The 14,160-nt window shown below is 63.6% G+C and carries 15 protein-coding genes; 8 read left to right on the top strand and 7 right to left on the bottom strand.

Annotation, left to right across the window (positions count from 1 at the left end):
* Positions 1–4 precede the first annotated feature (4 nt).
* The 5 genes from E8L03_RS08215 (at position 5) to E8L03_RS08195 (ending at position 4,274) form a co-directional block, all read left to right on the top strand.
* Complete coding sequence (locus E8L03_RS08215; protein WP_171267059.1) at positions 5–511, top strand: nucleoside/nucleotide kinase family protein; 507 nt, start codon at positions 5–7, stop codon at positions 509–511.
* 196 nt (positions 512–707) lie between these two features.
* Positions 708–1,154: an RrF2 family transcriptional regulator gene (locus tag E8L03_RS08210; protein WP_144233715.1), complete on the top strand. Its 447-nt coding sequence runs from the start codon at positions 708–710 to the stop codon at positions 1,152–1,154.
* Between the two features lie 147 nt (positions 1,155–1,301).
* Positions 1,302–1,514: a hypothetical protein gene (locus tag E8L03_RS08205; RefSeq protein ID WP_144233716.1), complete on the top strand. Its 213-nt coding sequence runs from the start codon at positions 1,302–1,304 to the stop codon at positions 1,512–1,514.
* 217 nt (positions 1,515–1,731) lie between these two features.
* Positions 1,732–3,228, top strand: a complete 1,497-nt coding sequence (locus E8L03_RS08200; protein WP_244963695.1) for an HD domain-containing phosphohydrolase — start codon at positions 1,732–1,734, stop codon at positions 3,226–3,228.
* Positions 3,229–3,374: 146 nt separating this feature from the next.
* The gene (locus tag E8L03_RS08195; protein ID WP_171267058.1) at positions 3,375–4,274 is read left to right on the top strand and encodes a M23 family metallopeptidase; all 900 of its coding nucleotides are present in this window, start codon (positions 3,375–3,377) and stop codon (positions 4,272–4,274) included.
* 166 nt (positions 4,275–4,440) lie between these two features.
* Here E8L03_RS08195 and E8L03_RS08190 read toward each other — a convergent pair whose 3' ends face one another.
* Positions 4,441–4,845 carry a hypothetical protein gene (locus E8L03_RS08190; protein ID WP_144233718.1) on the bottom strand — a complete coding sequence of 135 codons (405 nt, stop codon included), beginning with the start codon at positions 4,843–4,845 and terminating at the stop codon, positions 4,441–4,443.
* A gap of 227 nt (positions 4,846–5,072) precedes the next feature.
* Positions 5,073–5,477 carry a hypothetical protein gene (locus E8L03_RS08185; RefSeq protein ID WP_144233719.1) on the bottom strand — a complete coding sequence of 135 codons (405 nt, stop codon included), beginning with the start codon at positions 5,475–5,477 and terminating at the stop codon, positions 5,073–5,075.
* Between the two features lie 330 nt (positions 5,478–5,807).
* Here E8L03_RS08185 and dacB point away from each other — a divergent pair, with 330 nt between their 5' ends.
* The gene (dacB, locus tag E8L03_RS08180) at positions 5,808–7,349 is read left to right on the top strand and encodes a D-alanyl-D-alanine carboxypeptidase/D-alanyl-D-alanine endopeptidase (protein WP_171267057.1); all 1,542 of its coding nucleotides are present in this window, start codon (positions 5,808–5,810) and stop codon (positions 7,347–7,349) included.
* 3 nt (positions 7,350–7,352) lie between these two features.
* Positions 7,353–8,294, top strand: a complete 942-nt coding sequence (locus tag E8L03_RS08175) for a DUF1848 domain-containing protein (protein ID WP_171267056.1) — start codon at positions 7,353–7,355, stop codon at positions 8,292–8,294.
* 6 nt (positions 8,295–8,300) lie between these two features.
* Here the strand turns inward: E8L03_RS08175 and E8L03_RS08170 are convergent, their stop codons facing one another.
* The 5 genes from E8L03_RS08170 to E8L03_RS08150 form a co-directional block, all read right to left on the bottom strand.
* Entirely contained in the window at positions 8,301–8,828 is a 528-nt protein-coding gene (locus tag E8L03_RS08170) for a thermonuclease family protein (RefSeq protein WP_171267055.1), read from the bottom strand.
* Positions 8,829–8,835: 7 nt separating this feature from the next.
* Positions 8,836–9,099: a hypothetical protein gene (locus E8L03_RS08165; RefSeq protein ID WP_144233725.1), complete on the bottom strand. Its 264-nt coding sequence runs from the start codon at positions 9,097–9,099 to the stop codon at positions 8,836–8,838.
* Between the two features lie 78 nt (positions 9,100–9,177).
* Positions 9,178–10,176 (bottom strand): hypothetical protein, encoded by a 999-nt coding sequence (locus tag E8L03_RS08160; RefSeq protein ID WP_171267054.1) that lies wholly within the window; start codon positions 10,174–10,176, stop codon positions 9,178–9,180.
* Positions 10,177–10,178: 2 nt separating this feature from the next.
* Positions 10,179–10,775 (bottom strand): 3D domain-containing protein, encoded by a 597-nt coding sequence (locus E8L03_RS08155; protein WP_144233729.1) that lies wholly within the window; start codon positions 10,773–10,775, stop codon positions 10,179–10,181.
* Positions 10,776–10,910: 135 nt separating this feature from the next.
* Positions 10,911–12,038, bottom strand: a complete 1,128-nt coding sequence (locus tag E8L03_RS08150) for a hypothetical protein (RefSeq protein WP_171267053.1) — start codon at positions 12,036–12,038, stop codon at positions 10,911–10,913.
* 290 nt (positions 12,039–12,328) lie between these two features.
* Here E8L03_RS08150 and E8L03_RS08145 point away from each other — a divergent pair, with 290 nt between their 5' ends.
* Positions 12,329–14,035 (top strand): sigma 54-interacting transcriptional regulator, encoded by a 1,707-nt coding sequence (locus E8L03_RS08145; protein WP_144233733.1) that lies wholly within the window; start codon positions 12,329–12,331, stop codon positions 14,033–14,035.
* Positions 14,036–14,160 lie beyond the last annotated feature (125 nt).

Here is a 14,160-nt window from a genome sequence, read left to right as displayed (position 1 = left end):
CGCCATGTACGAACATTTCATCAAAAAAAAGCAGGAAGTTCAGGAAGAAGGCAAGGTCCGGACCTTCAAGCGCGGGAGCGCGCCGGCCGGCAAGCCGCGCAATGTAATCCTCTGCGGCCTGGAGGGCAGCGGCCGTACGGCCCTGGCCAACGAGACGGCCAGACTCCTGGACATGCAGGTCGCCGCTCCGGACGCCGCCGATGGAGTCTCCGCGCTGGCCCCCTTTGCCGAAAGCGGCGGCCATATCGTGATCATTGGTCCTGGGCACCTGCAGGATCCCGACTCCGCCGCACTGATACCGCGTCTTGGCCATGTGTTCTTTCTCATGGCGGACGTGCCCTTTCTCATCGAGGCGCAAGGTATTCCGGAAGGGGAGCAGGAAAGCTTTGCCGCGGCTTTTCCCGAACTTGAGATGCGCTTCCATTCCCTGGGCGGCCTCCCCCTGAGCGCCTACAGACCGGTGGAGGAGAACGCCGAGCAGGTGGAGGAAGTGCTTACCCTGTGCGGCTGAGCCGGCGCGCCATCGAATTTTTCACACCGATTCATTGAAAAGCCTCATTTACATGCGGGGAATCTCGTGGTAGAATCACACTTAGTGAGTATGTAATCCTGACGAACCTCCATGGCGAGGTGTGGCAGGGCACCAGAATAGTGCCGGAATCGCGGCGGCTTGCCGGATTTCGGTGGAAGACAGGAGTTAAAACCACATGAAACTTTCCACCCGTAGCCGGTACGGCACCCGTATGGTGCTGGACATTGCGCTGCACTCCCAGGATGGCCCGGTTCGCATCAGCGACATCTCCAAGCGGCAGGGCGTTTCCGTGAAGTATCTCGAAAAGCTCATCAGACCGTTGAAGCAGGATGGGTACATCACCAGTAAGCGCGGCCCCCGCGGCGGCCATTTGCTCTCCGAAAAGCCGGAGAACATCACCGTGGGCCAGGTCGTGCGCACCATGGAAGGCGAGCTGGCCCTCACGGAGTGCACCAAAGACGACAAGATCTGTCCAATTTCGGACGACTGCCTGACACGTAAGGTGTGGGTGGAGGCTACCAACGCCATGTTCGAAAAGCTGGACGCCGTGAGCTTCGCCGACCTGATCGAAGAGGCGGAGCGCGCCGGCAGCTCGGCGCATCAGTGTCTCGTTAATTCGTAATTCTTTCAGTCCCTTGCCAGGACACCTCGAAACGGCCCCATGCGGGCCGTTTTTCTTTGCTCGCGGCCTAAAGGTATTTGGCGAATCGTCCGATAGGTTAGCTGAAGAAAGAAAGATAAGCGCCCAGGAAGGGCATGGAGGTGAACCATGGAACAGGTCAACGTCCAACAATCTTTCGAAGTGCATGGCGCCGGCGGCATCGCGGAGCAAATGAAGGCCATCAAGAAGGCCCGGCTCCAGCGCATGGTCTACCAGGACCCAGGCTTGGCAAAGCAGCTCGTGGCCACCGAGGCGTCCCCCGTGTACAACGCCAAAGGCGAGATCATCCAGGCCGTAAGCAGCATGGACCTTGGCGTTTAAAAAAATTTCCAGCACTCGTTGACGACGGCTTCTCTTCTTCCTGCTCCGTGAGGCGCGCCGGGTACCGTCGACCCGGCGCGCTCTCCATCTGTTCTTGAGTACCGGCTCTCTTGCTGGTACCCATGATCTCGTCATAGCACCCGTGAACCCGGCGTCCTGATTCGCGCACGCGGTTCACGTCCACATGGCTCCAGGCCGCAACAATCCGGGGGAGGCCATGCGATCACCTGCTGGCAGCAGCGGGATCATTCGCCGCAATCCGCTCGATCATTTGCGCGAAATTCTTGAGCAGCCTCGCGTCGCGCTTCTTGTCGGCGCCCTGACCAAGGGCGCGTCCGTCTCGTTGGCGGTCCCCGATCCCAATGCACTCAAAGACGCCTGCGTCGTTATCAGCGACAACGCCGTGGCGCGGGTGCAGGCAGCCCATGGCGCCGGCGAGGTGGCGGCGTTGCTCACGGAGCTTCTCCTGGCCCAGGACGCCGCAGACGCCCGCCGCCACGCATTCCTCAACACGATCATGGCGACCATCGAGGAGCTGAATCGCTACGAGGATGTGGATACCGTGCTGGATGCGCTGTTGTGGCATGCTCGCAACCTGGCGCGCGCCGACGCCGGCTCCATCTACCTGGTGGAGGACGGAACCTTGCGCTTCCGTTACGTGCACAACGACACGCTTTTCGGCGAGGGCATGCAGACCGGGGAGGGCAAGGCAGCCGTCTACCGGAGCCACACGTTGGCCATGGACGAGACCTCCATCGTGGGCTACGTGGCCTCCACGGGCCGGACTCTGGCCATCGACGATGCCTACGCCCTGCCGCCGGAGTCCCCGTTTTCCTTCAACAAGAGCTTCGACCACAAGACGGGCTACGCCACCAAATCCATCCTGACCATCCCGCTCAAGTCCTTCAGCGGCGAGCTGCTTGGCGTCATGCAGATCATTAACGCCCGGAACGCGGAGGGCCGCTTCGCCCCCTTTGACCGCGAGAGCATGACGTACATCCCGCTCTTCGCCAACAAATGTACGGTCATCCTGGAGCGGTCCATGATGACCCGCGAGCGGATTTTGCGGATGATAAAGCTGGCCGAGCTCCGGGACCCCAAGGAGACGGGCTCGCATGTGCAGCGCGTAGGCTCCTATGCCGCGGAGATTTATCGGAGCTGGGCCGAGTTCAGGGGGGTGCGGCCGGAGGAGCGCAAACGATACGGCGACCTCATCCGCATCGCGGCCATGCTGCACGACGTGGGCAAGGTCGGCATCGCGGACGCCATCCTCAAGAAGCCCGGCAAGCTGACCGAGGACGAGTACGAGGCCATGAAGATGCACCCCATCTACGGAGCCCAGGTGTTCTGCGATGCGGCTCCGGCCCTGGACCAGATGTGCTATGACATAGCCCTGCACCATCACGAGCGGTACGACGGCGCCGGCTACCCCGGACGCATTGGAGACGTGATGCGGCCCGTCGGACCCCGCGGCGCGCCCCTGGCCGGCGAGGACATCCCGCTGTCGGCGAGGATCGTGGCCCTGGCCGACGTGTATGACGCACTTTGCTCCAGCCGCGTCTACAAGGAGGCGTGGTCCGACGACGAAGTGCTCGCTCTCATCATGGCGGAAAAGGGCGCGCAGTTCGATCCCGAGCTTGTGGACAGCTTCCTGCGAATTCAGGATGTTGTTTACGCTATCCGCTTGAAATTTTGTGACGATTGTAAAAGTTGAGCAATCAGCCAGGCCTGTGGACTTGACGCTGCCCCCGTTGTGAATAACAGTCCGAGGGGCGCATACGTCCGGTTCGGTCCGCCGCATGGCGGACCGCGCGGTTCAACCCGTTTTGCAACCCAATAAATGCCGCGCCTTGCTCCGCCATGCTTCTGACAAAATACAAGCTGCTGGTTTTCAGAAACCATGAGGGCTCGTGCCGGTCGCTGCCGTTCTGGAACGGCGTCATTCCGGCGGTGGCGCTTCTGTTGCTGCTGCTTGCCGGCTCGGCCTTTTATCTTTGGAGCATCTCCCGCGACTACGACTCCCTGCTGGATAAGCAGGCCGAGTACGATCTCGTCATCGGCAGGCAGCATGCCGAGCTGCTCTCACGCGCCGCCGAGGTTTTCTCTCTGGTCGGGAAGTCCAGGCATATCAAGGCATTCAACTCCAAGCTGAGCATCATGCTCAGCTTCGACCGCACCGACGCCGGCTTGCCGAGGGGCGGTCCATACAGGCGCATGGACGGCGTGGTTCCTGTGGCGCTCATGTCCGAGCGGCAGCTTGGCCGTTCCCTGCACTCCATGCTGGACGACATGAACACATCCCTGGCTCTGGAGGAGAAGATCCAGCAGGAGATCATCGCCGCGATGGTCATCCAGTCCGACCAGTTCGCGCGCATTCCTTCCATCTGGCCGGTCCGCGGCCGGTTCTCCTCGCCCTTCGGCTACCGCATCAACCCCGTCACCAGGCGCAGACAGCTGCACAAGGGCGTGGACATCACAGCGCGTAAGGGCACCCCGGTGCGCGCACCGGCGGACGGCGTGGTGGTCTACGCGCAGCGGTTCTCGTCATACGGTCTGACCATGGAGATTCGCCACGGCGGGCGATTCAAGACGCGCTACGGCCATCTCAGCGCCTTCGAGGCCAAGGTGGGGCAGAAGGTCAAGCGCGGGCAGGTTGTGGCGCGCGTGGGCAACACGGGCCGCAGCACGGCCTCACACTTGCACTACGAGGTCCACATGGACGGCAAGCTGAAGGACCCCATGCACTACATCCTGAACTAACTGTCCGGAAAATGTGGCGAGCTAGGCGCGCTGTCAGTGCATGTCGGTTGCCGGTTAAAACGGCATGTCGGTCAGCGTGGCTCGTGCGCTTCTCTGAAAATGAGGGGACTGGTGCCGGAGTAGGCCGGCTCGTCAAACTGCGTTGAAAAAAGGGAGGTGGGGCGTCTCAGCCTTCCATCTGCAGCCGATTGCGCAGCTCGCTCAAGATGATCGGCTTGAAGAGCTTGTTATTGTTGTACTCCATTCGGTCCACGAACTGCTTGAGCATCTCCGGCGAGTCCAGCACCTTGATGAATGTCCTGCGGCCGGAGCTGTACTCGTTGCCGATGAACTCCACAATATAATACACAAGATATTGACCTTTTTCCGTTCGGAAAATGGCCATGCTGTCTACATAGTTGGACACGAAGCGCTCGCGGTCGCTTCCGGTGAGGCCTTCGCGGTAGAAGGTCAGGAGCGTTCCTTTGAAGGACGTGAAGAAGTCATCGCGAGCGAGGCGGTAGCGCCGTTGTTTGCCTATGTGTTTGGATGCGATATCATCTGCTGAGAGGGTTCTGGATAATAGGCCCATGGGTGTTGCGTCTCGAATTCTCGGTTGAAATGCGCCGCCGGCGGTCTGACGGCTTTATGTGCGGAAATGACCGCCTGGCCAATGGCTCTGTTTTTTATAGCAGCAGGCCGGCGAGTTTTTTAGCGGCTAAGATAACATCAGGCAAGCCCTGCCGGAGGAAAGTATCCCTGCCTGTCGATGTTCTGTTTCACGCCGGCAGCAGACCAGTTAGCGCCGTTTTTGGGCGGCTATTTTTCAATCTTCCGCCAAGCGTACCCGCTTTCCCCTTTGATTCCCTCAACGGCGTCGCCGTTTGGCAGCTCCATGCGCAATCCGCCGTCCATGCCCACGATGCGGATCTTCTGCCCGGCGTGCGCCCGAACGCCCAGCCTCCGCAACGGCCCAGGATAGCGCACCATGCCTTGCGTCTCCTCGCCGGGTGTGATGTCCGCGAGATTGGCGCGGAACAGAATGCCCATGGCGTACGCCGCGCGGTTGGGGTCGTCCTTGGGCTTGAAGGGGACGAACAGCTCGGTGGCGTTGTCGCCGGCCCATGCTGCCTGGGACAGGCACAGCGGAGCAAGCAGCATGCATGCGGCCAGGGCGATGGCCTGCAAGAAGGAAAGCTGGCGCAGAAAGAGCGGAACAGGCAATGATTTCTCCTGGAAAAATCTGTTGATGAAGGGGATAGTGTGTACCCCGGCGGGTCATGGTTGGCAAGGCGCAGGGCTGTGCGCGACGGCCATGCTCGGAATGATAAGCATGGGGCGGGGGATGTCATCCTTGCCGGGGTATTCCGCCAATATTCGCGGCCCGGTCTGGTCTCATGCCGGCGTGTTTTCTCAGATCCCACCTGCTTCCTCACGGATTTTTACTGATAGCCGCGTCCCGGCCTTGGCAGGCGCATCGGCCATTTCTTTCCGCCGCCGGGTAGGGTACTCTGTCCGCTATCCTTCATGACGTCTTGCCCCAGGGAACTGCACATGCGCACACTGCCCGTCCGGAATCCTGTCTGTTTTGTTTTTTTCCTGCTCATACTGCTTGCCGCCGGCCCGGCGCGCGCCCAGCAGGGCACGGTCCAGGCCGCGGTGGCTCCGGCCCCTGCGCCCGGCAATTACCACGCCGCGGCCAGCGATGCGGACGCGCTCAGAGTCGAGCTTTTGAGCATCGTGACGGACCCCAAGCTCACCCGCGCACACACAGGCCTCTATGTGAAGGATCTGAGCACCGGACAGGTGCTGCTGGACCGCAACTCCGAGCTGCTCTTCATTCCAGCCTCCACCCTGAAGCTATTCACCACCGCGGCTGCCATCTCGCTGCTGGGGCCGTCGTACACCTACAAGACGCCGCTCCTGCTGGACGGCGTCGTGGAGGGCGACACCCTGCACGGCAACCTGGTAGCGCGCGGCTCCGGCGATCCTTCCATCTCCGGCGTGTTTCACGGCGACAAGCCCCTGACCGTGTTCACGGCGTGGGCGCAGCAGCTCAGGCAGCGCGGCATTCAGCGCATCTCCGGCGATCTGATCGGCGACGCCTCGCTTTTTCCTGGGCCGCCGCTGGGCATGGGCTGGAACTGGGACGACGAGAGCTACTGGTACGCGGCGCAGACCGGGGCCCTGGCCTTCAACGAGTCCACGGCCGACGTGAGCGTGACCGCCGACGGCAAGCCGGGCGATCCGGTTGGCTACGAGGTGGGACCGGTAGCCGGCTATCTGAATGTGGACAACGAGGCTGTGGTAGGCGCACCCAAGTCTGGCTCCAGCTTTGTGGCGGAGCGCCGCCACGGCGAGAACGTTCTGGCGATGACCGGCGAGCTCCCCCGCGGCTCCAGAACCGGCTTTGCCTGCACGGTGGAGGGGCCGGCCGACTGGTTCCTCTTTGCCCTGCGCAGCGTGCTGGAGGCCAACGGCGTGTACGTGGTGGGGCAGTCCCGCGTGGTGACGGACCCCAGGGAGACGGCGGGCTGGAGCAATGCGACCCAGGCCGCGGTGTATACCTCGCCGCCGGTCTCGGAACTCGTCACCTTCACCAACCGCAAGAGCCACAACTTCTACGCCGAGCAGCTGCTCAAGACCATCGGCGCCACGCGCCGCAATCTTGGCACGGCCAGGGCCGGGGCCGAGGCGGTCATGTCCTGGGCCTCCGGCCTGGGGGTGAACCGCAAGGGCCTGGAGATGGTGGACGGCTCCGGTCTTTCGCGCATGAACCTCGTCTCTCCGCGGGCCATGGTGGCGCTGCTGGAGGGCATGCGCGGCTCGGGCAACTTCCAGGCGTTCTACGACTCCATGCCCGTGGCCGGCTGCCATGGCTCCCTGACCAACCGCATGTGCAACACCCCGGCGGAGGACGTGGCCCACGCTAAGGTGGGCTTCGTGACCCATGACATCTGCCTGGCCGGCTACACGCGCGACAAGCGGGGCGGTTGGTACGCCTACGCGCTCTTCGTGAATAACCACACTGGCCCGGTGCGCGACGCCAAGGCCATGCAGGACGCCGTGGTCGCGGCGCTCTCCGCCGTGGAGTAGGCCGTGATCATCTCGGCAAGCCGGCGCACGGACATCCCGGCTTTTTACGCGCCCTGGCTTATGACCCGCTTGCGCGCGGGGTGGTGCGAGGTGCCCAATCCCTTCAACAGCGCGCAGGTCTCCCGTGTGGACCTCTCGCCCGCCGCCGTGGATGGTCTCGTTTTCTGGACACGATTCCCCAGGCCGATGCTCTGCTATCTCGACGAGTTGGAGACTATGGGCCACGCCTTCTACTTCCTCTTTACGCTCACCGGATACCCGCGCTCGTTGGACGCCAGGGGACCGTCTCTGGATGCGGCTGTGCGCGTGTTCCGCGACCTGGCCGAGCGTATCGGTTCGCATCGGGTGCGCTGGCGCTACGATCCCATCGTCTTTGCCCACGGGCTGGACGCCGACTACCATAGGCGACGGTTCGAGGCCCTGGCCAAGCGGCTGGAAGGGGCCACGGAGCGCGTCATCGTGAGCGTGCTGGAGCCCTACGCCAAGGCGCGGCGCAGGCTGACGGACGTGCCGGGCATCGAGCTGGACAAGGATCGGCTGACAGCGCTGGCCGGATCACTGCTACCGGACCTGGCGGACATGGCCCGCGCCTCGTCCATGCAGATGGACGGCTGCGCCCTGTGGGAGTCACTGGAGCCCATCGCCAGGGACGCAGGGATCGTACCATCGCGATGCGTGGACCCGGAACTTGTGGCGCGTCTCAGCGGCCGGCCTGTGGAGAGTGCTCGCGACGGCGGCCAGCGGCCTCGTTGCGGTTGCGCCCCCAGCCGGGACATTGGCATGTACGAAAGCTGCGGGTTCGGCTGCCGCTACTGCTACGCCACGCAGCGCTTTGACGCGGCGGACGCCAACAGGAGCGCGCATGACCCGGAAGCACCGGCGCTCCTCGGAACGCGAAAGGACGCGGCGGCAGCACCGCACGCGGACCAGCACTCGCTGCTCTAGAGGCTGTCAGTTCCGGCGGCGGAAGTCATGCGGGGAAAGGGAGAGGCCGCCATTGGCCCAGAACCCGGCGCGGGCCTCCCTGGCCTGTTGTTGCGCGGCCAGGATCTTTGGCTGCAGGCGGATGTTCGATCGGGAGCGGAAGGGCACGGCAAGCCCGGCGCGGATCAGCGCCACGTTCAGGCAGGTCCAGCCGCCGTTCTCCTTGTACCAGACGTAGCAGAGATTACGGCTGTACTTGTCGTGATAGGGTGTGTCGAACTCCAGGCGGACGTCCTTGCCCTGGATGCGCGCGGTGGTGAAGGCCTTGGCGGCGTCGCCCCATTCCTGGTTCTTCTCCGGGCAATCAATGCCGAGCAGCCGCACGGGGGCGAGGAACTCGCCGATCTGGATGATGATGCTGTCGCCGTCGAGCACGTTGATGCAGCGGTAGATATCGCCGGCGAGGGCGGATGGAGTCAGAAGCGCGCACCAGACGATGCACGCAGCGCACAGCCGGACCGCACGGGTGGAATCGGGCCGGACGCTCGGTCGCATGGAAAGGTTACTCCGCGAGGGCGCTCTTCGCGGTGCGCACGCCGGCGCACTGCTCCATGTAGCTGTTCATGTCCTGCTCGGAGACATTGGCGGCGCGGGCCTGCTCCAGGCATTGGCGCATCACGTCTTTCGGCGGGTGCGCCGGTGAAGTGTTGGCGGCTTGCATGACCCCCTCTTCGGCAAAGGCGCGGTCGTCATCCGGCTGGTGGGCCAGCAGCGTGACGAAGCCGAGGAAGAGGGCGACGATAAGCAGGAGATGAGGCATGCGCATTGGTGGGGGCTCCCTTGAATCAATAAAGCGTTAGGACCGGCGTATACACCCTCGCCATACGGGCCGCAAGATGTCTGGTCACGCAATGTGGCCTACGGGCCGCCGGTTGATGTGTTTCAAGTAATCCGTGGCCAGGCGCCGTGCATGCGGTGTGGGCAGACCCTTCAGCCGCTCGTACAGCTCCCGGCATTCGTCATATCCCAGGGCCATGGACACGCCGGCGCTCCAGGCTTCGTCCACAGTATGCGGCGCCGGCTCTTCTTTGCACTCCTCCAGCTCCTCCTTTTGCTGTATTTTTACATGGATCAGACTCTGCGCCGCGAGCAGCTCGGGGCGCGGTCCGGCACGGTCCGGGAAGAAGGTGAGCAGCAGAGTCAGCACGTCGCTCGGACCGAGCACCTGCCGCCTGCCCCACACGCGGCGGGAGACATCCTCCATGAGGTAGACGAGCCTGGGCGGCTTATCCAACCGCCGCACCAGCTCGCGCAGCAGGGAAAAATGTATGGAACCGGCCTCCAGGTACACCGGACCGGGCCATGCCGATGAATCTTTATGCAAAATCCGGGCAAAATGTTCGGCGCGCATGGCGTCGCGCATCCTGCCGCGCTCGGCGTCCCTGCGGGCAAAGCCGATGAGCGCCGCCACAAGACCGTCGAAATCCGTCTGGCCGGATGCCTCGTAGTAGTGGATGAGGGTCTTGGTCCAGCGGTGCTCCACATCGTACACCGCGGCTTGCGTCGTTTTCGGGGCGATGTCCGATGGGCCGTGGCCGTCCGTAAAGAACTCGTGGATGGAGACGAGGACGTCCATGTACGGGTCGAGCTGGACGATGTATTTGCCCTCGGCAAAGAGCTCGCGCAGCAGCGAGGCGGAGCGTCTGGCAAAGGCCGGGTACTCGTACTCGGTGACCGTCAAATACTCGTCCACAGCCAGCTCGCGGCGGAGCATGGCGTGGAAGCCCGGAGTCTCGGGCTCTTCCAGAATGATGGTGGCGTGGCCGCGCATGAGCGCGGCGGCAGGGGCAAGCGTTTCCGGTCGGTGTGTAGAGTAGGCAAGCGTCACACCGGCGGCAGCCATGGTCAGGAGCCCAGCAGGTAGACGCGCATTTTGCGCCGGCCGAACTGGAGGGCGCGATGGGTATCGAACATGAAGATGTCCACCTGGTTTCGTTTGCGGCTGTGCATGAGGTCCTCAATGGTGAAGACGCCCATGCCCTTGACGTAGACGTGCCGGCCGAACTCCCAGCCCTTGGAGTAGAGATCGCGGGAGACGGCGATAATGCCGTCACGCACGCGGCGGTTGCTGGCTGTGATGAAAGGGGTGGAGTCGGTTTGTCCCACGGCCGGGCTGTATGCGGTGACGGTCAGCATCCTGCCGCGGGAGAGGCTCTGGATCATGTGCTCCTTGTCTTCCAGCAGACAGTAGAGCCTGTGGACCATGGCCTTGTTTTCCTCAAGGGAAGAGCCCAGGAGGAGGGTGCGCTGCTTGGTCGAGAACGCGAGGCCCTCCAGCGCGCCTTCGGCCCCGGCGCGGGATATCTCCAGCGTGCGGTACTTCTCGCGCACCTGGTCGAGATCACTGGACAGGCCGTCGATGACGCTCTGTTGGTACGCGGCCAGCATGCAGACGAGAATGAGCGCAGGCAGAGGCGTATATTTGAAGAAGAGGTGTATCATAGGCCGGGATCGGGCGTTTTTGCACAGGTTGGTTCAACAAAGGCGCACAATGCGGCAGCACTATACGAAGAGCAACGATTCCTGTCTATACCTTCTCTGTGTTCATATTTAATGACGCCATATTCCCGGTGCGCGCTACTTGTGCCGGGTCATGGCCTCCAGCTTTTTCAGCAGCTTCGTGGCCATGGATTCGGGGTCGCCCGCCGGAACGCGCACGGCCTCGTTGCGGCTCAGGGCAGCCAGTATTGCCCGCGCCCGGGTCGGAAGCTGCGCAGGGTCCGCATCCCGTGGCGGCGGGTAGTGGACCGCCGCCCGTTTGGTAAACAACAGCTCCACAGCCGCCCTGTCCATGCCCAGCGGCGCGGGAAAGGCATCCTCCTCCGGGCCGGGGGCGGCGCTGTCCAGCATGGCGATGAGCACAGGGCCGCTGTGCTGGAGGTGAACCTTGACGCCCCCTTCCAGCGGCAGTGGCGTCCAGGTGGTCACGCTTTCTTTTGGCGCCGGGCCGGGAGTTGCCTCGTCCTCGGTGCTCTTGGCTGCGCCGGCCGACTTCGCGCTGCCTGAGCTCGAAGCGGACGGTTTTTCCGGCGGCATGATGATCTCTTCCGGGATCATGTCCGGAGCGGGGGGGATGGCCGCGGGGTGGCCCCACAGCTCCAGGCCGCGGACTGGATGGTGCGCCGCCAGCAGGAAATCGGCGGCGAGCATCTCCATACCGGCGCGGTGCAGCCTGCCCGCAAAGTCGAGCCGGGCCATGTCGGCCCTGGCCGGTGCGAGCAGAAGCATTGCGGCGTTTCCATGCACAAAGGCCGAGGCGCGCAGGAAAAGGCGCTCCTCGGAAAGCGATTCGGCGGCAAGCGAGACGGCCAGCGGAACCACGACGAGGTCGGCGAATGTCCGGCCGAGGTCTGCCCAGGCCGGCGAGGCAAAAACCGCTCCGGACGTTCCTGCCGCCGTGGCCAGAAGGCCCGGCGCGGCGGCCGTGAGCAGGCCGTCTCGTCCTCGCCAGATGATCCGCGCCGGTGAGCAGCCCTTCATTCCTTTGAGTACAACGATCTCCAGCCGGCGGGGGAGGTCACTCTCGCGATAGGACGTGGGCATGGACTTCCAGCGGCCCAATGCATCCTCGGCCGCCTCCAGCACCGACTCGGCGTTGGAGGCCACAGCCACGGGGATGCCGAACGGATAGAAGACGGTCTCGTGCTCCAGAGCGGCGGTGCGGCCGGCGGCGCCGGCAAGGAGTCGTGAGTAAGGTTCGTTCATTGTGAGTCCGGTGGCGGCGTCGAGCGCCGCGTGTCTGCTGTGCGCCTGTGCATGGGCTGCTCGCGGCGGACATCTACGTATCGGTCGGTACCGGAAATTGGTTTAGCGGGATCCGACGCTCCACCGATACTGTGCCGCGCAAGCCTTTTCGTGCGACGCGTTGTATTTTCTCAGGGTGTTACGGCCACTGACGGCCTGGGGTCAAGCAGGCCCTTCCGTAAGCATGCATCGCTGTTGTATAGGACACTCTCTGCCGTTCCACCATAGAGGAGCTTGAGGAGTACGCTGGCATGTCATCGGAAGTCCCCCGCAAATCCCTGTACGAGGCAGCATTCGAATGCTGCGGCGCGCGGCTCATCGCCCGGCGCCTTGATGGGCAGATACTGCTGGCGAACCGCGCGGCGCTCGATCTGTGGGGGGTGAACAAGGATCGGATGCTCGACTCGACCATGGACGAGCTGGGGCTGGAGCTGCCGCCGTTCTTTCCGTCCGGTCGGGAGATGACGTTGTCGCTGGAGCTGCCGGGCGGCGTGATGCGCCAGATGGAGATGGAGGCGGCCCCCATGGAGCACGAGGGGTTGCCCGCTGCGCTCATTGTATTGCGGGATCTGTCGCCGCGCCTGCGGTCCGAACAGACGCTGCGCATGGCCGCCCTGGAGATCGATCGCTACCGCCAGACCATGGAGACGATCATCGAGCACATCCCGGACGCCGTTATCGCGGCCGGGCCGGATCTGCGCGTGCTCAAGGTGAACGCCCCAGCCGGCGCCCTCTGCCGGCAGTGTAGCATCACCACCGGCACGGATATCCGCGCCCTTGCCGAGGAAAGCGACTGCCCCCTGTACGGACCGCTGCAGCAGGCGCTCACTTCCAACCGCTCCGTGGAGGAGTACCGCCTTTCTCTGGACTGCGGCGGCGACCCCCAGACCGTGGTGTGCAGCGCCAAGCCGCTGACGGACAAGCAAGGCGGGCTCGTCGGCGTGGTCATGGTGTTGCGCGACATCTCCCGGCTCGTGGACATGGAGAAGCGGCTGGACGAGCGGATGGGCTTCGGCCCCATTGTGGGCAAGAGCGCGCTCATGCGCTCCATCTTCGCGCGCATCGAGCAGTTTGCCGATGTGGACGCCACCGTGCTCCTCACCGGGGAGTCCGGCACGGGCAAGGATCTCATTGCCGAGTCCATCCACGCCACGGGACCGCGGGCCAAGGGGCCGCTGGTCAAGCTGAATTGCGCGGCGCTGAGCGAAAACCTGCTGGAGAGCGAGCTGTTCGGCCATGTGCGCGGTGCCTTTACCGGAGCCGTCACGGACAAGACGGGCCGCATCCAGGCCGCGGAGGGCGGCACCCTGTTTCTGGACGAAATCGGGGATATCTCGCCGCACACCCAGCTCCGGCTGCTGCGCTTTCTGGAAAGCAAGGAGTACGAGCGCGTGGGCGAATCCCACACGCGCAAGGCGGATGTGCGGATCATCGCGGCGACCAACGCGAACCTGACCGAGGGAATACGCGAAGGCCGGTTCCGCGCGGACCTCTACTACCGGCTGCGGGTGATGATCCTGCACGTGCCGCCGCTCAAGGAGCGAACCGAGGATATCCCCCTGCTCGTAGACCGCTTCATCAAGCTGTTCCGCGGCGTGCACGGCAAGGAGATCGAGGGCGTGACCGGCGAGGTGATGCAGCTCCTGCTGCGGTATAGCTGGCCGGGCAATGTCCGAGAGCTCAAACACACCATTGAGCACGCCTTTGTGGTGGGGGAGGGCGGGCTTATCCAGCGCAACCACCTGCCGGTGGAGTTCCGGGAGCAGACGGAGCGCGAACCGGCCATGAGCCGCAGCCGGCGCAGAGACGTGACGGCCGAAGAGATTATCGGTGCTTTGGAACAGACAAACTGGAAGAAGGCTCCGGCAGCGCGGATACTGGGTATAGGGCGCACGACCCTGTACATGAAGATGGAATCCATGGGCATTGTGGACCGTCGTCGCGCCAGGCGTGGTTAGAGGCGCTGTGAACACGCCCCCTGTCTTGCTCCGAACACTTTCCTGAACACTCTGGTGCGCCTGTCCAGGCGGCCACGTTTCCTTGTTCTCAGCAAAATCGTTGATCCGAAGCGCCTTTAGGCGGC

Source organism: Oceanidesulfovibrio marinus, from assembly GCF_013085545.1.
Lineage (GTDB): Bacteria > Desulfobacterota > Desulfovibrionia > Desulfovibrionales > Desulfovibrionaceae > Oceanidesulfovibrio > Oceanidesulfovibrio marinus.
Note: the sequence above shows the minus strand (reverse complement) of the source record. Positions and strands in the feature narration are given on the sequence as shown.

Bases quoted from the DNA above. Each gene is read 5' to 3' on its own strand.
- E8L03_RS08195 (WP_171267058.1), top strand. From the start codon at position 3,375: ATGCTTCTGACAAAATACAAGCTGCTGGTTTTCAGAAACCATGAGGGC.
- E8L03_RS08200 (WP_244963695.1), top strand. From the start codon at position 1,732: ATGCGATCACCTGCTGGCAGCAGCGGGATCATTCGCCGCAATCCGCTC.
- E8L03_RS08205 (WP_144233716.1), top strand. From the start codon at position 1,302: ATGGAACAGGTCAACGTCCAACAATCTTTCGAAGTGCATGGCGCCGGC.
- E8L03_RS08145 (WP_144233733.1), top strand. From the start codon at position 12,329: ATGTCATCGGAAGTCCCCCGCAAATCCCTGTACGAGGCAGCATTCGAA.
- E8L03_RS08155 (WP_144233729.1), bottom strand. From the start codon at position 10,775: ATGATACACCTCTTCTTCAAATATACGCCTCTGCCTGCGCTCATTCTC.
- E8L03_RS08160 (WP_171267054.1), bottom strand. From the start codon at position 10,176: ATGGCTGCCGCCGGTGTGACGCTTGCCTACTCTACACACCGACCGGAA.
- E8L03_RS08215 (WP_171267059.1), top strand. From the start codon at position 5: ATGTACGAACATTTCATCAAAAAAAAGCAGGAAGTTCAGGAAGAAGGC.
- E8L03_RS08165 (WP_144233725.1), bottom strand. From the start codon at position 9,099: ATGCGCATGCCTCATCTCCTGCTTATCGTCGCCCTCTTCCTCGGCTTC.
- E8L03_RS08150 (WP_171267053.1), bottom strand. From the start codon at position 12,038: ATGAACGAACCTTACTCACGACTCCTTGCCGGCGCCGCCGGCCGCACC.
- E8L03_RS08210 (WP_144233715.1), top strand. From the start codon at position 708: ATGAAACTTTCCACCCGTAGCCGGTACGGCACCCGTATGGTGCTGGAC.
- E8L03_RS08170 (WP_171267055.1), bottom strand. From the start codon at position 8,828: ATGCGACCGAGCGTCCGGCCCGATTCCACCCGTGCGGTCCGGCTGTGC.
- dacB (WP_171267057.1), top strand. From the start codon at position 5,808: ATGCGCACACTGCCCGTCCGGAATCCTGTCTGTTTTGTTTTTTTCCTG.
- E8L03_RS08190 (WP_144233718.1), bottom strand. From the start codon at position 4,845: ATGGGCCTATTATCCAGAACCCTCTCAGCAGATGATATCGCATCCAAA.